Raw genomic sequence first — 14,451 nt, forward strand, 5'->3', positions numbered from 1 at the left:
GCATCAGGCAGCCCTCCGCAGGCAGGTGCCGCAGGCCGACGCGATGGACGCTGCGCTGACCTCGGGCATTCCCCGGGCAGCTGCAGCCAGGCGAGAGATAGCGCCCCCAGGATCGCCCACGCCGTACCGGCGGACCACCCCGATGAATTCCTCCACGTCGTGGCCGCGCAGTGCCAGCTTGGGCTTGCCCTCTTTCGTGAACTTGGGCGCGCCGAATTCGTCGCGAGCCTGGGCTAAGTGGTACAGCTCATGCTCCACGAGCGCGCACCACTCCGCGTCGCTGCAGGTGGCCGCGTACTGTGCGTCGAAGGTGATCATGAACGTGGGCACGCGACCGAACCAGTCGATGAACTGCTGCTCCTGCCGGCCCTTCTGCCATCCCCCAGCGCGGAACATCACCTCCTCGGCCTGGCCCAGCACCGTGCGCATCTGCTTCACGAACCCGGCAGGAGCCCAAAGGAAGACCAGGTCCGCATCGATCAGGTGGGCGTGCTCGGGGTTGTGCACGGCTCCATCGGCCGACAGCACCCGCTCCTGCACCCACTCGGCCACACCGTGGGCGGGCTGGTAGCGCCCCTCCCCCTCGGGGGGCATGGGCCGCTTCGCGGCACCCCGCAGTTGGAACACTTTGCCCATTCAGTCCACCGCCTCGCCATCAGCGGCACGGACCACCTTGCCCCGGGTCCTGGCCTTGGCCACCGGGCGAGGGGGGCGCTGGCGGGCCCGGCGCTGCTCCTCGCGGCGGTAATCCTCTGCGGTCCACCGGGAGGGATAGGCCGCGCCCTCAACGCGGGTGACGCCCCGGGCGGGCTGGGCGCGGGAGGCGTACTTGCTGCCGCCCTCGCCCGCGGCGCGCTCCATGCTGCCCTGGCGCAGACACAGCGCTTTGCCGGCCAGGTCAAAGACCGAGGAGAGAGCGGCCCGGGCCTCCTTGGGCATGCCGCGCCATGCCTTGCGGGTGCGCTGCCGCACGGTCAGCAACGCGTCATCCTCCCCACTGGCGCCGTTGATCTTCGCCTTGTCACGAGCGGCCTTCCCCCGCGCCGGCGTGGCCGGTTTCCGGGGCGCGCGCAGTTCGGGGAAAAGGCTCATGGTGTAGATGTCGATGCTACGGAGACTCATGGGTGCACCTCGCTCGCACTGGTGGCCGCCGGCCCGGCGCCGATCAGGTGCTCGAAATCGGACAGACGGACGTCCTGACGTCGCAGCATTGCCTCCAGCTCGCAAGCCACCTGGACCAGGGCTGCGTGGGGAAGCTCAGGCAACAGCCTGACGGCAGCCTCCAGCCCGGCATGGATCGATGCCCGGCGCAGTGGGTTGATGGGCTCCTCCTCGGCCTGGTCGTGCGTGGCATTCACGGCGCCGCGGATGATGCGGATCTCGCGCTGGTCTTCGGCCATGCCTTTGTGCATCGCGGCACCCAGCACCACGAAGAAGACCCTGCCGGCCTGGTTGACCAGCGCCTGTGCGTTTTCTCCCATCAGGGCATGGATCCGGGCAGTGGCGACGTGCTCGCGCCACCGCTGAGCTATGACGGCGCGCTCGACCAAGTTGACGGCGGGCGCCGTGCGGCGTTTGGTGTGGGGGTTCACATCACGCTCCTTCGTCCATTGATTGAGGCCACAGGCCCAACTCGCGCACGCGGCGCTGCGTGTCGGCCGCCCAGACAGGCTCGAGCTCGCGGCGAACCAACTTGCTGAAGAGCGCGCTCTGGTCGAGCTTGGAATGACAGCCCCGCACGCCCGGGCGGTCGGCGCAGGCCGGGAACAGGGTCAGGTCGCAGGCTTTCATGCCTATGCCCTTGCCGGTGTTGGCGTGGGCCGCCTGGCTGTAGCCGTAGATGCCGCAGATCGCGCAAGGCAGTTGTGCGACCGCGCGCCGGTAGGCCTCGCTGCGGATGGGATCGGACTTTGCGACCGGTGCGCAGCTGGTGGTGGCCGAAGCCATCACGGCAGCGCGCGGCACTATGTTTTTCATAGCTGCAGAGGCACGATCTGCAAGGCGCTTCTCGCGATTTCGCGGGATTTTTTGGGTGGTGGGCGCTCGGCGTGGCCAGGCGGTGCGCTTCATGGGCGTTCGCTTCATCGCTCTTCCCCGATGCAGACGATCTGCAAGAACACCATGACCGCCAAGGAAAGCAGGCCCAGCGCAAGGAACTTCAGCATGTGCAGCAGCGCCTTCATTCCCCGAACTCCCCAAGGATCGTCTCGATCATTTCGATGCGCTGGCGCTCGCCTAAGTGCTTCCACAGCGTGCGGCCGGCGTGCTCGCTGCGCAAGAACTTCACCGCGGCGTCGTGGAACTCGCGCATCTCGCCCTCTTCCATCTCGGCATAGCTGGTGGACTTCGGCACCGGGAACACGCCGCCGCGCGGGCCCGGGTGCCAGTCGCAGTGCCCCGCCCCGACTTTCAGCCAGTCGCGGAAGCCGCGTTCGAAGTCCGTGAAGCGATCCTGGCTGTCAAACACCCGCTGCTCCAGCGCCATGTGCCGGCGATGGAATGGGCCTGAGCGGGCCTTGTGCGTCTTGATCGTGGCCATCTCGCCGGGCTCCATCCGGAACAGGGCCGACATGAAGCGGCGCCACTTGCGGCGGTTTTGCTCGCCAAGGCCGTCCACCGTGCCGAAGAGCACGCGGCGCGCGGCTTCCTTGTCCGCCTCGGTGACCGCCACATCCTCCTGGCGCACCAGCACGATCTCAGGCATGGGCGACCTCCACACGCACCATGCCGCCGATCTCGTCCGCCTTGGCGATGCTCAGGGACCAGTGCTTGTCATCCACGCCCAACACGTCGGCCAGGCCGTCGAGGCCGGACTTCATCCGCGCCAGCAGGTTGTCCAGGTCGTGCGCCCGGCGGTTGGGCGGCACGAACACCAGGGACACGTGCAGCTTGGCGGGCTCGATGCGGCGCAGGCCTTGGAGCTGGGCCTGGGCGGCGCACTCGCGGCGGTAGGCCTTCTTCGCCCGCGCCAGGGCGCTCCAGTGCTGGCGCGCGTTCGGGCTGAGCGTGGCCGGCGGCCAGGGGAGGATGAACTTCATTCCTCGGACTCCAGCAAATCCAGATGCCCGAACACCTGCAGGCCCATGCCGTCTGCGAGCTGGCGCTCGATGCGCGCGCCTCGGGACTTCTCCCACCCGGGCAGCAGCACCACGGCATCACAGGTGACGAGTTGAGCCACGGCCAGCCGCATGTAGCCCAGCCAGCTCTTGCAATGCGGCGGCTTGTTCTCTGCGGGGTTTTCGACGTGATGGCCCAGGGCGCGAAGCTCGGCCGCCTTCGCATGGAATGCCGGGTAGTTGAGATCCGGCAGGCCCGACATTGGCCCGGCAATGTAGATGCGGGTCATGCATCTACTCCGATCTGCCAGCACTGCCGGCTCTGCTCGATGATTTGGTGAGCCACACCACGCGGGCAGCCTGCACAGCCTCCGGTGCGGGTTTGTGCTTGCTGCAGGTGTGCTGCGGCGGGTACGTGGTCCAGGGCTTGCGCAGGTCGCAGGGTGCAAAGCCGTGCTTTGCCATGGCGGGGTTCTTGCGCGGGCTCCAGTGGGCGCAGGTTTGGCATGTCGTAGTCAACGGGCTCTCCCAAAGCGCGCAGTGCGAAACGAACAGCGCCGGGGTCGTGGCGGATGCCGGCGCGCACGTCATCAAGGACGGCATGGGACCAGGCCTGCTTGGGCGCCAGGTTTTCGCGCAGAGTCAATGCCACTTCATCCTCCCTTCCAGCCCCAGGGCCTGCCGGGCAGACAGAAGGCTGAACGGCTTCATCTTTTCGCCCGCCTCGGCGCGGGCCAGGATCGCGCGCGCCCAATCTTTGCTGTCGCCCTTGGCCTCGTAGTTGACGGACGCCGGGGGAGCCGCAACGGGAGCGGGCAGCGCAGGCAAGTTGTTCTCTTCGGCGTATGTCTTGCGCGGTGTCATGGCCTCGCAGGTCTTCACGAACTGCGGCAGGTTCGGTGCAAAGTCGGGGTGCTCCGCAGTCAGGCGCTTGGCGGCCGACTCGATCACATCCGGCGCGAACTTCGCCAGGGCTGCGTCCCACACCAACATCGCAGCGGCAACACCCTTGTCGCCGCCGTCATCGGACTGCTGCCCCGTGGCGAACTTCGACAGGAACAGGTTGCCGTAGGAGCCGTGCAGCAGCACGAATAGCTTGCGGGTAGTGGACGATGCCTCGCGGCGCGCGCGCGACGGCTGTGAGGCCTGGTGAATGGCGTCGTGCGCCAGGGTGGAGACGTCGCTCACAGGCTCACCCCTTCGTAGATCGTTGCAGCAGCTGCGGCATAGCGGGGCTGGTTCTGCCGGGTGCGTTGACCGCCTGCAGCGTGCCCACGTTGGCCGAACTTCACAGCGTTGCGCAGCCAAGTGCGGAAACCAGCCTGCCAATCCTTGAAGACGGTGCCACGCGCCGCGTGGTGGTCCAGGAAGTTCGCCAACTCGGCCTGCAGGTTGACACCGGTTTCGGCGGCGATGCGTGTGGCCGTCTGGTCCGGCTCAAAATCGGATGGCACCACGGTTCCGCGGCTTGGCTTGGCCGGCGTGGCAGCGGCGGCCCGATTCACTGATGGTTCATTGATGGTTCTATGACGGTTATTTGCGGGTGCAACCCGTTGCACCCTTTCTTGCGCTGATTTGCACCCTTTCGTGTCGCCAGTTGCACCCTTTTCGTCGTCACTTGCACCCTTTTGAATGGGTGCAATTTCTGCACCCTTTATCCAATCGAGCGAAATGCGGTACTCACTGGTCATCGAGCGGCCACCGTTGCCGGCGCTGACGAGGATCAGCCAGCCGGATTCCTCCATGCGGCGCAGCTGGTACTGGATCGTGCGTTCGGACTGCCGCGTCTTCTCGGCCAGGGCCTTGATGCCTGGGAAAACGCGGGTTCCGTCGTCGCTGGCATGGTCTGCCAGGGCCAGCGCGGTCAGCATCTCGCCGCCGCCGTTCGGATAGCGGTCAAACACCGCTGTCATGACGCGGACGCTCACACCGCCTCCCACACTCGCGCGCCGCCGCGCATCAGGTCGGTTCCGCCCTGCTGTACGACCTGTGCCTTGCCTGCTTTCAGGAGGTCAGGCAGGCGGCGGTCGATCTGCACCACGGTCAATCCGGTGGTGCCCTGCAGTTCGTGCGCAGTGGCGGGCCGGCGGCGCAATGCCGCCAAGATGCGGTCGCAGTGATTGCCGGCGAACTCGGGCGCGCGCTCTGCGGCCTGGACGCTCGACAGTGGATCACTAGCGCGGACAAGGTGATGGACTTGCATGACTGCTTCCACGTTTTTTCAGTGCTTTAAAAATCAGTGCCTGCTGACTGGCGAGCGCAGCAGTTCGGCGAACTGCGCAGACGTGCCGCGGCCGATGGCCAGGGAAAGCACCTGCGCTACGGTCTTGCCGGTGCGTTGCGCAATGCGCTGGGCCTGAGCCAGTTGCGCATCAGTGGGCTCTGCAAGGTACGGATGGCGTGCGGGGGGGCGTGCGGACATCAGTGCTTCCTTCGTGCTGCGCTAAGCGTGCGAGAAGCCCGCATGTACGTCTCGCTTGTTTGCGGACAGCTGGGCAGACTCGCAGGCATGAATTTCCTGCTCGAGCAAGTCCAGTCCCTTCTCCAGGGCGTCCCGGCTGACCACCGACGTCTCCCCTCCGGTCATCTCCACGAGGCGGGCAAGCCGCTCGTAGACGTAGCCGTCGAGGTAGACGGGGACGCGGTTGCGGCGGATGCGTTTGGGATCGGCGTACATATCGGGGAACCCTTCGGGGTCGTTGTGGTTGAGTGGTTGGTGGGGTGCAGGCTGCGATCAGGCGGCAGCCGCGCGGCTATGCGGCGTAGGTCAGCCATGGGCGGCCTCCCCAACTGCCCCCTGCTCTGCTGCGGACGGCTCTTTTGGGGAGCGCGGCACATCAATCAAAAACAGGCGAGGGAACTTGACTTTGATGGCCGCAGGGATGCCACGACTGCGCCAGTTGTGAATCCGCTGCACGGCATGACGTCGTTCAGCCCACCCGAGGCGCTTGGCAAGTTGTGCGGGTCCACCGTAGTGGTCAATTAGTTCGGCGTCAGTCATGGGCCGAACTCTACACTTTTGGTTTAGTCAAGTCAAACAAAAGATGTAGCAACGCTTTGTTTACTAGCTGGAAAATCTCACGGATGGAAGACCCTCGGAAAACTTCGCTGCAGCGACTGCTGGATGCTGCGGATCAGAAGGGCGTAAAGGGTGCTGCCGCTGTGGCTCGTGCGCTCAACGTCTCGGATCAGGTGGTGAACAACTGGAAGACGCGTGGCGTCGCTCACTCAAAGGCAACTGCTGCTCAGCAGCTTTGGGGTGTATCTGCAAGCTGGATCGCAACAGGTATGGGCGATATGTGGATCACCTCAAAGCCATCCGCAAAGGCACCCCCATCCCCGCCAGGTCAGAGATTCGACTCAGTGACAGAAGACGAGCACCGCATGCTGCTGGCCTTCCGTGGAATGTCGGATGACGACCGAGCTGAGCTCACAGCGGAGATGGAGCAGCGCGCCAAGCGCTGGGCCGAACTTGTCGCCAAGGTCCTGGCGCAGACCAGGCAAGCTAAGAACGGGGCAAGTTGATCCCCCCAATCAATGATCGGCTCCGCTCTGCTCTGCTTTGTCGTAGGCATCAGCGACGGCGACACGCTGACCGCACGCTGCGGAGAGACTGGCGCCTATGAGCAGGTGAAAGTTCGGCTGGCCGCCATCGACGCTCCCGAGAAGGCCCAGCCCTGGGGTCAGCGCAGCAGGCAGGCCTTGGCCGGCCTATGCTTCCAGCAAGAGGCACGAATCACCCCGCGCGGCCGGGACCGGTACGGCCGCACAGTGGCCGATGTGGAGTGCCGCGGGCAGGACGCGGGCGCGGCCCAGGTGCGCGCTGGGATGGCTTGGTACTACGTCCGCTACGGACGAGGGTATGAGCACCTGCAGACGGCTGAGACTGCTGCGCGCGCAGCCGGGCGCGGCCTATGGGCAGACAGGGAGCAGATGCCGCCTTGGGATTGGCGGCGAGCCAAGTGAGAAGCCAAAGGGCCAGCCCGGATTTTTGGCTGACCACAATGAGAGGGGAGCATGCTTACAGACGAAGAAATCGACGCTCTGCTCAAGATGAAGAAGACGGTCCAGAACCCGCGGGCCCGCAGGCTGGAAAAGCGCGGCTCAGAGCAGGTCAACTATGAATTGATCAGCGAAACAGGCGAGACGTTCAGGCTTTTCGTTCGACAGAACATGCGGATCCCGGACGGCTTTTCAGCGGGCCTCCTCTATGAGCCTTCATCCGGACCGCCAGTGATGTTGACCCGGTACAACGGCAGCGACCACGAGCACACCAACCCTCTGGAGAACGGAAAACCGCTGCCTCTGGCCTGCCACATCCACCGCGCAACAGCGCGCTACATCGCAGCCGGCAGAAAATCCGAGCACTTTGCGGAGACGACCGATCGCTACTCGGACGTTGACGGAGCCCTTCGTGCCCTCATCTGTGATTGCAACATTGAGGGCTTGGGTGACAATGCGAACGACGACCAATTGACACTGCTGTGAACCTGACTGCCGAACAACTTCGCGAGACTCTCTGCGCTACGCTTTGTCGAGACGTGGCGGTGTCTGAGCGCCCGGCAGGTTTGGCGGTGTCTTTGCCCATCGTCGGGCGAGATGGCGACCATCTCACAGCTTATGTCAGCCCTGTAACGGCCGGCTGGAGAGTTTCTGACAAGGGCTCAACCCTCATGCGGCTGAGCTACGAGCACGACCTGGGCAAGCTTCTTGCGGGCGCTCGGGAACGGCTGTATCAGACCGTGCTGCAGGAGTCCGGTCTTCAGGAAGACGACGGAGAGCTGTATCTCGACGTACCTGCGGACGCGCTCACCTTCGGATTGTTCGCGTTGGGTCAAGGCGCTACGCGGGTCGAGGACTTGGGATTGTGGACGCGCACCCGGGTGGAGAACTCATTCAACGATGATCTCCGGAGCATCCTCGCGGATGTGGTAGGTAATGAGAACTTGGTGGAAGGCTACCAGGTGCCTGGCCTACAAGGCGCAGAGAACTACCCGGTGGATTTTTTCGTGAGGACCGCCAGAGATCCTTTGTTCATCTTCGGCGTACCCACAAAGGACCGTGCGCGCCTGGCCACGATCATCCTGCAGCACATCGCCGCCCATACCTCTCGCTTTAATTCGATGGTGGTGTACAGCGACATTGACGAAATTCCCAAGGCTGACCAGAGGCGTTTGATGATTGCTGCCAACGACGCGATCCCCAGCCTTGCAGAACGAGCAGCCATTGAGGCCAAGATCCGGCACCGCTTGGCCGCCTGACCGAGAAGCAGGCTCCCAGCCCCATGTTCAGCCGCCCACCGAGGCGGCTTTCCAATTTCTGCGAGGCATTCGCCGGCGGTGGCGCCCCGCCTCGCTCCTGCAACCGTAGCACGCGACTCAGCAATCTCGCGCAGGTTGACCCGCTCCTCTTTTTGGTATTCCTCGCGTCCACCAATGGCTGTATATTCATACAGTACACCATGACGCCAGACCACATCTCCAGCCCCGTCAATGCCACGGTCCTGACCCTGTACTCACAGGGCGGGAAACGCCCGTTCGCAGGTAAATTGCATGAGTACGCGGGAAAGCTGAGCGTCCTTCGCATTGAGGGCCGCTTCGGCACCGTCCCTGCCTTGCACCTGGCCGGCTTCCAATCCATCAGCCTGTTTGAGCCCCGCATCGTTGACATGGTGAACGGTTGCTTCGAGGTGCATGGGCTTGAGCGCACCACCGAGGGCGACTGGGTGGCCCAGGCTTGGCGCGTGCGGCTCGGCGACGAGAGTGCGCTGTGAACAACCCCGCAGACCACCCTACTCTGCTGACCATGCCACCCTGGGGCTGGGTGGGCCCATCGGTCGCCATCCTTCCGCTGCCGGCCGATGCCTACGAGATGCGCGAGCTACAGCCCGACTGGTTTGAAGTCCGCGAGCGTGCGAGTGGCTCGCTGATCTGGTCTGGCATCGGGCCGGCCAGCATCTCAGTCTCCGCAGCACCGTTCTGACCAAGCTGCCTACTGAGGCGGCTTTTTTACGTCCCTCGTCAGGCGCAAGGCCACTCCACTACACTTTTCGTTTGACTTTGGAGTCAACATTTTGTATAGTCCACCCATCGCAGCACACAAACCGCGACACACCCCCGGCAAGCGATACGAAGCCGGCAGCCGACAGGACGCAGAGGCGGGGTTAGCTCTCAGGAGCGCAGCGGATGTGCAGGCGATGGGGCCAATCCATCGAGAGCAACCCGGCATGCGTCTTTAAAACAGCGAGAGGATGAATAGGTGGCTTCGGCCGCCCTGCCCCTGATCCCGTGCGGCAGAAGAAAAAGCACACGCGGCGCACCCTTTCATGAACGTGCGGCGACCCTCTGGCCCCGAAGCTGGAGGTGGGGAGAACACGGCACCCGATAGTGATCGGGAACACGGCGCCAGGCCGACGCAGGAGCCCGCGCAGCGGGAAGAAGCCTGCAGCCCTTCTCACGAGGGGCGAAACACAAGCGCCCTCCATCGAGGGCGTTTCTGTTTTTCAGGAGAAGCTATGACATGCAAGTTGTGCGACGGCCCTACCACTGTGTTTTCGCCCGGCCGCCCTCATGAGCGCGAGCACTGCCACACATGCGGCGCCCAGCGGTATCTGGGGCTGCTCATCAACCAAAAAGACTGGGACCGATGGGTGAATGGGGAAGATGAAGAACTCAACGGGCAGCCCGAAGATTCGTAGATCGCAGGGTTGAATCCAGCCTTCCTGCGTGACACCCCGGAAAGACGGGGGCCATCATTGCTGCACCTCGATAGTGAGGGTGTCGGCCTGGAAATGGAGCCCCGACAGGCTCCCCGTGCGGCGCGCACAACAGTGCAGTGGCTACGGCAGGGTGCAGCAATGATGGTGAGAGCGAATACCGGTGGACGGGTGGCCCGCACCTGAAAGCCGCGAGTCCGCCGACGTGGTGAGCGGACATGCTGGGAAAGCGCCAGCCACCATCAACACTCGCTCCCTCCGCCCCACCCTGGGGCGTTCGCCCTGCCAGCCAGGGCGCTTTTTATTCCCTCTGCCCGCCAAGCGCGGGCTTTTTTTCGCCTGGAGCGATCCATGAACGACCACGTGAACCCACAGATCGCGGCGCAACTGCACCGCTTCTGGCCCCTGCCCATCGCTCCGGGCACGCCGCCCGATGAAGCCCGACTCGTGCAGGCCGACCTCGAACACCAGCGCGACCGCGAGGCCATCCGCGACGGCCAGGCCCTGCGCCTGCAGCAGCGCGATGCGGCGCAGCCGGGTATGACTATCAAGGGAATGCTCTGATGACCGCCGACGCCACCCGCCGCAATTGGACCGATCTGGACAGCGCCCGCGCAGCCAGCGAGCAATCGCAGGCGCTGCACAAGCGACTGGAGGCCGCGCGCCAGTTGCTGGAAGAGCACGTGCAGGCCTTCGACAACCAACCCGCCGCATGGAACCCGCAGCAGCACATTGAGCGCTGCAGGCTGTTCCTGGCCATGAACTGAGGACCCTCCCATGAACCCCATGCACTGGATCGCCGCATGCGCCCTGGCTGTTGCCCTTGGCGCTGTTGCCGCGGCGGACACCGAAGCCCAGGCCGACCGCGAAGACGCCGAGGCGCTTGCCTCGCGCGAGTGGGCCGGCCAGCAGGTCTGCGGGCCGCGCGCCACGCCGGAATGGCTGGATGACAAGACGCTCCGCTGCCTCAAGAACCTGCCATGACCCAGCCCATCTCGCCCGAGCAGTTCCTGCGCCCCTACAACCCAGCACCCTCCGAAAGCACCACATGACCGCCGATACCTCCCTCGCCCCCCGCCAGCAGTTCGACTTGAGCCCCCAGACCTTCGAGCAGGCCCTGACCTTCGCCGGCTACATGGCCGACAGCGACATGGTGCCCAAGGACTTCAAGGGCAAGCCCGGCAACTGCCTGATCGCCATGCAGTGGGGCGCCGAAGTCGGCCTGAAGCCGATGCAGGCGCTGCAGAACATCGCGGTCATCAACGGCCGCCCGGCGCTCTGGGGCGACAGCGTGATCGCCCTGGTGCGTTCGTCGCCGCTGTGCGAATACGTGAGCGAGTCGGACGACGGCAAGACGGCCACCTGCAAGGTGAAGCGCCGCGGCGAGCCCGAGCAGGAACGGACCTTCAGCATGGAGGACGCGAAGCTCGCCGGCCTGCTGGGCAAGCAGGGCCCCTGGACCCAGTACCCGAAGCGCATGCGCCAGATGCGCGCCCGTGCCTTCGCACTGCGCGACGTCTTCCCCGATGTGCTGAAGGGCCTGCCCGTCGCCGAAGAGGTGATGGACACGCCCATCGGCGGTGCCCGCGACATGGGGCCGGTCGATGAGGTGAAGCCCACGCCCCAACCCTACCCCGCCGAGCAGTTCGACAAGAACTTCCCGCAGTGGGAGCAGGTCATCAAGTCCCGCCGCAAGACGGTGGACGAGCTGATCGCATTTGCCCAGTCGCGCAACCCGAACACGCCCTTCACCGATGCGCAGCTGGAGCGCCTGCGTGCCGTGCAGCCGGTGAAGAACGCCGAGGCCACCGACGTGACGCCGAAGAACGAACCAGCGCCAACGAACGCTGCGGCGGGGCTGGCCATGACCTTCGCGCAGGTGGCCGACAAGCTGAACGCGGCCAAGGACCCGGACACGCTCAACATCGCCGCAGACCTGATCGCCCAGGTGCCGGACAGCGAGCAGCAGGCCGAGCTCAACGACATCTACGAGCAGCGCATCAACCAGCTGCAGTAACTGCTATCGCTTTCATAGCTACCAGCGCCGACGCGACGAGCGCTGGCGAAGAAATCACAGGAGATTCCATGCAAGTTCACAACCTCGTTCAGGGCTCGCCCGAGTGGCACGCCTACCGCCGCAACCACTTCAACGCCAGCGATGCGCCGGCCATGATGGGTTGCAGTCCGTACAAGACGCGAACCGAGCTGATCTCTGAGCTGGCCACCGGCATCACGCCGGAGGTCGATGCCGCTACGCAGGCCGTCTTCGATGCGGGTCACCGCTTCGAAGAACTGGCCCGGCCTCTGGCCGAGCAGATCATCGGTGAAGAGCTCGCCCCCACGGTCGGCAGCGAAGGCAAGCTCAGTGCCTCGTTCGACGGTCTGACGCTGATGGAGGACACCGGCTTCGAGCACAAGAGCCTGAACAAGGCGCTGCGCGAAGCGATGTTCGACGGCTGCACCGGCGCCGACCTACCGATGGTGTACCGCGTGCAGATGGAGCAGCAGTGCATGGTGGCCGGCGCCGCGCGCATTCTCTTCATGGCGTCGAAGTGGGAAGGCGACACGCTTATCGAAGAGCGCCACTGCTGGTACGAGCCTGACTTAGCCCTGCGCGCCAAAATCGTTGCCGGCTGGGCGCAGTTGGAAGCAGACGTCGCCGCCTACGTGCCCGAGGCACCGAAGCCCGCGCCGGTGGTGGCCGCACCGATGGAGACACTGCCAGCAGTCAGCGTGCAGGTGCAAGGCGGGCTGAGCATTGTGTCTAACCTTCCAGCCTTCGGTGATGCCCTGAAGGCCTTCATCGACCGCATCCCGACCGATCCCAGCACCGACCAGGAATTCGCCGACACCGAAGCGGCATGCAAGGCGCTCAAGCGTGCGGAAGATGCGCTCGAGGCGTCTGAGTCCAACGCGCTGGCGCAGTTGGCCGATGTGGACACCATGCGCCGCTTTGTTGCCGACTACCGTGCCCTGGCACGCACGACGCGGCTGCAGCGGGAAAAACTGGTGGCACAGCGCAAGGAGGAAATCCGGGGCGAGATCGTGGCCGGTGGCGTCGCCGCGCTACGCGAGCACATCGCGGGCCTGAACACCCGCCTCGGCAAGCCATACATGCCCGCGGTGCCCGCCGACTTCGCCGGGGTCATCAAGGGCAAGCGCTCGGTGGACAGCCTGCGCAGCGCCGTCAACGACGAGCTGGCCCGAGCCAAGATCGCCTCTAATGAGATCGCGGACCGCATTCAGGTCAACCTGACCACGCTGCGCGAGCAGGCCAGCGAGCACGCCTTCCTCTTCGCTGACACCGCGCAGATCGTGCTCAAGCAGCCCGAGGACCTGGGCATGCTGGTGAAGTCGCGCATCGCCGAGCATCAGGCCAAGGAAGCCGCGCGGGTCGAAGCCGAGCGCGAGCGCATCCGCCGGGAAGAAGCGGAGCGGGCCGACCGGGAAGCCCGAGAACGGCTGCAGGCAGAAGGGCAAGCCACCCAGGCATCCATCACGCAAGCCGCTCAGCAAGGATTGCTGGCCGATCCACTTGCGGCGGACCTGGGCGCCCTTGCAGCCGACAAGACTAGCGAAGCCGTGGCAGCGATTGATGCCCGCCAGGTGATCGGCGCGGCGCAGGCGCGGGCCGCAGCGCCGCAGCAAGCAGACGACGGGGCCACCATCACGCTGGGCCAACTCAACACCCTGCTGGCACCGGTCAAGCTGGACGCAGCCGGCCTGGAAGCGCTGGGCTTCACGACCACCCGCGTGAAGGCGGCGGTGCATTTCCCGGCCGTGCTGTTTCCGGCGCTCTGTCGCGCGATCGCAAAGCGCGCGATGGATGCAGCTGCGGCCGGCGTGACGGCGGCAGAGGTGGCCTGATGGCATACGAGCCGATCAACCGCCGCCAGGTGGTCGAAGCGCTGCGCGAGTTCGGGCCCATGAACCGCTACGAACTTGCGGAGCATTTGGGATGGGACGTGGCCAAGGTGGGAACGACCATCGCATCAACCCGGTGGCTTCTTCCCGAGAAGGTGTTCCGGATCGTCAGTTACAAGGACGCCGTGCACGACGGCCGCCTGCGCCAAGTTGCAGTCTTTGATGCTCAGGCCGGCGCTGATGTGGCGCGGCCCAGTCTCGATTCGCCGGCGCGCCGCAAGAAGACCCAGGCGCGCTACCGCGACAAGAACCGGGCCGGGATCAATGCAAAGCACCGCACCAAGCGGGCCAAGGACATGGGCCTGCCGCCCGTGGTCAACCCATGGCTGCACCTGGCGCCTCCGAGCATGCGCGCGGCGATGTCGCAGCGATCCCTTCCCCAACCACCGGCCCGCCACTGAGCGGGCCTTCTTCTTTCAGGAGTTCTCCATGGCCCGCCAATTTGCCGCACCCGCCAATTTCTCCGACAAGCCCTATGTCGCCATCCCGATGACGCCGGTGGAGTCGAACCAAGTGGCCGCCATCGGCTAAGACGCCGAAACCAAGACGCTGGCCTGCAGCTTCACCCGCGGCCCGGGCGACATCTACCACTACCCCAACGTGGAACCGGACCTGCACGCCAGCTTCATGGCGGCGGACTCCAAGGGCAGCTTCTTCGGGCTGCACGTCAAGACGCTGCCCTTCGAGAAGTACCCGGCGCCGAGCCAGCCCTGATCGCCGCCTGCCCCCACCCCAAGAGCCCGCCGCGTGCGGGCT

26 protein-coding genes and 1 pseudogene are annotated in these 14,451 nt (G+C 65.2%); 13 read left to right on the plus strand and 14 right to left on the minus strand.

The annotated features are described in order from the left end of the window. Positions 1-3: 3 nt before the first annotated feature. The 14 genes from AC3A84_RS13905 to AC3A84_RS13970 all read right to left on the minus strand — a co-directional run bounded on the left by AC3A84_RS13905 (position 4) and on the right by AC3A84_RS13970 (position 6,057). Entirely contained in the window at positions 4-594 is a 591-nt protein-coding gene (locus tag AC3A84_RS13905) for a putative metallopeptidase (protein ID WP_487970345.1), read from the minus strand. Positions 595-636: 42 nt separating this feature from the next. After that, positions 637-1,122 (minus strand): hypothetical protein, encoded by a 486-nt coding sequence (locus tag AC3A84_RS13910; protein WP_487970347.1) that lies wholly within the window; start codon positions 1,120-1,122, stop codon positions 637-639. Then, positions 1,119-1,592: a hypothetical protein gene (locus tag AC3A84_RS13915; protein ID WP_487970349.1), complete on the minus strand. Its 474-nt coding sequence runs from the start codon at positions 1,590-1,592 to the stop codon at positions 1,119-1,121. The genes AC3A84_RS13910 and AC3A84_RS13915 overlap by 4 nt, the downstream gene beginning before the upstream one ends. Before the next feature lies 1 nt (position 1,593). Next, positions 1,594-1,977: a hypothetical protein gene (locus tag AC3A84_RS13920; protein ID WP_487970351.1), complete on the minus strand. Its 384-nt coding sequence runs from the start codon at positions 1,975-1,977 to the stop codon at positions 1,594-1,596. A 202-nt stretch (positions 1,978-2,179) separates the two neighbouring features. Next, positions 2,180-2,704, minus strand: a complete 525-nt coding sequence (locus AC3A84_RS13925) for a hypothetical protein (RefSeq protein ID WP_487970353.1) — start codon at positions 2,702-2,704, stop codon at positions 2,180-2,182. Further along, a complete protein-coding gene (locus AC3A84_RS13930; protein ID WP_487970355.1) occupies positions 2,697-3,038 on the minus strand; it encodes a RusA family crossover junction endodeoxyribonuclease in 342 nt (113 codons plus the stop codon). Before AC3A84_RS13930 ends, AC3A84_RS13925 begins: the two co-directional genes overlap by 8 nt. Next, on the minus strand, positions 3,035-3,346 hold the full coding sequence (locus AC3A84_RS13935) for a DUF4406 domain-containing protein (RefSeq protein WP_487970357.1): 312 nt from the start codon (positions 3,344-3,346) through the stop codon (positions 3,035-3,037). The genes AC3A84_RS13930 and AC3A84_RS13935 overlap by 4 nt, the downstream gene beginning before the upstream one ends. After that, positions 3,343-3,708 carry a hypothetical protein gene (locus tag AC3A84_RS13940; RefSeq protein WP_487970359.1) on the minus strand — a complete coding sequence of 122 codons (366 nt, stop codon included), beginning with the start codon at positions 3,706-3,708 and terminating at the stop codon, positions 3,343-3,345. The genes AC3A84_RS13935 and AC3A84_RS13940 overlap by 4 nt, the downstream gene beginning before the upstream one ends. After that, complete coding sequence (locus AC3A84_RS13945) at positions 3,699-4,244, minus strand: hypothetical protein (RefSeq protein WP_487970361.1); 546 nt, start codon at positions 4,242-4,244, stop codon at positions 3,699-3,701. Before AC3A84_RS13945 ends, AC3A84_RS13940 begins: the two co-directional genes overlap by 10 nt. Further along, complete coding sequence (locus AC3A84_RS13950; RefSeq protein ID WP_487970363.1) at positions 4,241-4,984, minus strand: helix-turn-helix domain-containing protein; 744 nt, start codon at positions 4,982-4,984, stop codon at positions 4,241-4,243. Before AC3A84_RS13950 ends, AC3A84_RS13945 begins: the two co-directional genes overlap by 4 nt. After that, the gene (locus AC3A84_RS13955; protein ID WP_487970365.1) at positions 4,981-5,259 is read right to left on the minus strand and encodes a hypothetical protein; all 279 of its coding nucleotides are present in this window, start codon (positions 5,257-5,259) and stop codon (positions 4,981-4,983) included. Before AC3A84_RS13955 ends, AC3A84_RS13950 begins: the two co-directional genes overlap by 4 nt. A 33-nt stretch (positions 5,260-5,292) precedes the next feature. After that, positions 5,293-5,478: a hypothetical protein gene (locus tag AC3A84_RS13960; RefSeq protein WP_487970367.1), complete on the minus strand. Its 186-nt coding sequence runs from the start codon at positions 5,476-5,478 to the stop codon at positions 5,293-5,295. 21 nt (positions 5,479-5,499) lie between these two features. Beyond that, positions 5,500-5,733, minus strand: a complete 234-nt coding sequence (locus tag AC3A84_RS13965; protein ID WP_487970369.1) for a hypothetical protein — start codon at positions 5,731-5,733, stop codon at positions 5,500-5,502. A gap of 90 nt (positions 5,734-5,823) precedes the next feature. After that, the gene (locus AC3A84_RS13970) at positions 5,824-6,057 is read right to left on the minus strand and encodes a hypothetical protein (protein ID WP_487970371.1); all 234 of its coding nucleotides are present in this window, start codon (positions 6,055-6,057) and stop codon (positions 5,824-5,826) included. 83 nt (positions 6,058-6,140) lie between these two features. On the opposite strand from AC3A84_RS13970, the gene AC3A84_RS13975 reads away from it, so the two are divergent. The 13 genes and pseudogenes from AC3A84_RS13975 to AC3A84_RS14035 all read left to right on the plus strand — a co-directional run. Next, positions 6,141-6,581: a hypothetical protein gene (locus AC3A84_RS13975; RefSeq protein ID WP_487970373.1), complete on the plus strand. Its 441-nt coding sequence runs from the start codon at positions 6,141-6,143 to the stop codon at positions 6,579-6,581. Positions 6,582-6,593: 12 nt separating this feature from the next. Continuing rightward, positions 6,594-7,022, plus strand: a complete 429-nt coding sequence (locus tag AC3A84_RS13980; RefSeq protein ID WP_487970375.1) for a thermonuclease family protein — start codon at positions 6,594-6,596, stop codon at positions 7,020-7,022. A gap of 51 nt (positions 7,023-7,073) precedes the next feature. Then, on the plus strand, positions 7,074-7,544 hold the full coding sequence (locus AC3A84_RS13985) for a DUF6978 family protein (RefSeq protein ID WP_487970377.1): 471 nt from the start codon (positions 7,074-7,076) through the stop codon (positions 7,542-7,544). Then, a complete protein-coding gene (locus AC3A84_RS13990; protein ID WP_487970379.1) occupies positions 7,541-8,317 on the plus strand; it encodes a DUF1828 domain-containing protein in 777 nt (258 codons plus the stop codon). Before AC3A84_RS13985 ends, AC3A84_RS13990 begins: the two co-directional genes overlap by 4 nt. 200 nt (positions 8,318-8,517) lie before the next feature. Continuing rightward, a complete protein-coding gene (locus AC3A84_RS13995; protein ID WP_487970381.1) occupies positions 8,518-8,829 on the plus strand; it encodes a hypothetical protein in 312 nt (103 codons plus the stop codon). Then, entirely contained in the window at positions 8,826-9,038 is a 213-nt protein-coding gene (locus AC3A84_RS14000) for a hypothetical protein (RefSeq protein ID WP_487970383.1), read from the plus strand. Before AC3A84_RS13995 ends, AC3A84_RS14000 begins: the two co-directional genes overlap by 4 nt. A gap of 1,084 nt (positions 9,039-10,122) precedes the next feature. Beyond that, on the plus strand, positions 10,123-10,335 hold the full coding sequence (locus AC3A84_RS14005; protein WP_487970385.1) for a hypothetical protein: 213 nt from the start codon (positions 10,123-10,125) through the stop codon (positions 10,333-10,335). Continuing rightward, complete coding sequence (locus tag AC3A84_RS14010; RefSeq protein WP_487970387.1) at positions 10,335-10,538, plus strand: hypothetical protein; 204 nt, start codon at positions 10,335-10,337, stop codon at positions 10,536-10,538. Before AC3A84_RS14005 ends, AC3A84_RS14010 begins: the two co-directional genes overlap by 1 nt. A gap of 10 nt (positions 10,539-10,548) precedes the next feature. After that, complete coding sequence (locus AC3A84_RS14015; RefSeq protein ID WP_487970389.1) at positions 10,549-10,755, plus strand: hypothetical protein; 207 nt, start codon at positions 10,549-10,551, stop codon at positions 10,753-10,755. Between the two features lie 64 nt (positions 10,756-10,819). Next, positions 10,820-11,788 carry a hypothetical protein gene (locus tag AC3A84_RS14020; protein WP_487970391.1) on the plus strand — a complete coding sequence of 323 codons (969 nt, stop codon included), beginning with the start codon at positions 10,820-10,822 and terminating at the stop codon, positions 11,786-11,788. 68 nt (positions 11,789-11,856) lie between these two features. Next, positions 11,857-13,638, plus strand: a complete 1,782-nt coding sequence (locus AC3A84_RS14025; protein ID WP_487970393.1) for a YqaJ viral recombinase family protein — start codon at positions 11,857-11,859, stop codon at positions 13,636-13,638. Further along, positions 13,638-14,096, plus strand: a complete 459-nt coding sequence (locus AC3A84_RS14030; RefSeq protein WP_487970394.1) for a hypothetical protein — start codon at positions 13,638-13,640, stop codon at positions 14,094-14,096. The genes AC3A84_RS14025 and AC3A84_RS14030 overlap by 1 nt, the downstream gene beginning before the upstream one ends. A gap of 142 nt (positions 14,097-14,238) precedes the next feature. Further along, positions 14,239-14,409: pseudogene (locus AC3A84_RS14035) on the plus strand (KTSC domain-containing protein); the annotation flags it as partial. Positions 14,410-14,451 lie beyond the last annotated feature (42 nt).

The organism is Paracidovorax sp. (assembly GCF_057642795.1).

Coding starts and splice junctions, on each gene's coding strand:
- AC3A84_RS13905 (WP_487970345.1), bottom strand. CDS start 594: ATGCCCCCCGAGGGGGAGGGGCGCTACCAGCCCGCCCACGGTGTGGCC.
- AC3A84_RS13910 (WP_487970347.1), bottom strand. CDS start 1,122: ATGAGTCTCCGTAGCATCGACATCTACACCATGAGCCTTTTCCCCGAA.
- AC3A84_RS13920 (WP_487970351.1), bottom strand. CDS start 1,977: ATGAAAAACATAGTGCCGCGCGCTGCCGTGATGGCTTCGGCCACCACC.
- AC3A84_RS13925 (WP_487970353.1), bottom strand. CDS start 2,704: ATGCCTGAGATCGTGCTGGTGCGCCAGGAGGATGTGGCGGTCACCGAG.
- AC3A84_RS13930 (WP_487970355.1), bottom strand. CDS start 3,038: ATGAAGTTCATCCTCCCCTGGCCGCCGGCCACGCTCAGCCCGAACGCG.
- AC3A84_RS13935 (WP_487970357.1), bottom strand. CDS start 3,346: ATGACCCGCATCTACATTGCCGGGCCAATGTCGGGCCTGCCGGATCTC.
- AC3A84_RS13955 (WP_487970365.1), bottom strand. CDS start 5,259: ATGCAAGTCCATCACCTTGTCCGCGCTAGTGATCCACTGTCGAGCGTC.
- AC3A84_RS13960 (WP_487970367.1), bottom strand. CDS start 5,478: ATGTCCGCACGCCCCCCCGCACGCCATCCGTACCTTGCAGAGCCCACT.
- AC3A84_RS13965 (WP_487970369.1), bottom strand. CDS start 5,733: ATGTACGCCGATCCCAAACGCATCCGCCGCAACCGCGTCCCCGTCTAC.
- AC3A84_RS13970 (WP_487970371.1), bottom strand. CDS start 6,057: ATGACTGACGCCGAACTAATTGACCACTACGGTGGACCCGCACAACTT.
- AC3A84_RS13975 (WP_487970373.1), top strand. CDS start 6,141: ATGGAAGACCCTCGGAAAACTTCGCTGCAGCGACTGCTGGATGCTGCG.
- AC3A84_RS13980 (WP_487970375.1), top strand. CDS start 6,594: ATGATCGGCTCCGCTCTGCTCTGCTTTGTCGTAGGCATCAGCGACGGC.
- AC3A84_RS13985 (WP_487970377.1), top strand. CDS start 7,074: ATGCTTACAGACGAAGAAATCGACGCTCTGCTCAAGATGAAGAAGACG.
- AC3A84_RS13995 (WP_487970381.1), top strand. CDS start 8,518: ATGACGCCAGACCACATCTCCAGCCCCGTCAATGCCACGGTCCTGACC.
- AC3A84_RS14005 (WP_487970385.1), top strand. CDS start 10,123: ATGAACGACCACGTGAACCCACAGATCGCGGCGCAACTGCACCGCTTC.
- AC3A84_RS14010 (WP_487970387.1), top strand. CDS start 10,335: ATGACCGCCGACGCCACCCGCCGCAATTGGACCGATCTGGACAGCGCC.
- AC3A84_RS14015 (WP_487970389.1), top strand. CDS start 10,549: ATGAACCCCATGCACTGGATCGCCGCATGCGCCCTGGCTGTTGCCCTT.
- AC3A84_RS14020 (WP_487970391.1), top strand. CDS start 10,820: ATGACCGCCGATACCTCCCTCGCCCCCCGCCAGCAGTTCGACTTGAGC.
- AC3A84_RS14025 (WP_487970393.1), top strand. CDS start 11,857: ATGCAAGTTCACAACCTCGTTCAGGGCTCGCCCGAGTGGCACGCCTAC.
- AC3A84_RS14030 (WP_487970394.1), top strand. CDS start 13,638: ATGGCATACGAGCCGATCAACCGCCGCCAGGTGGTCGAAGCGCTGCGC.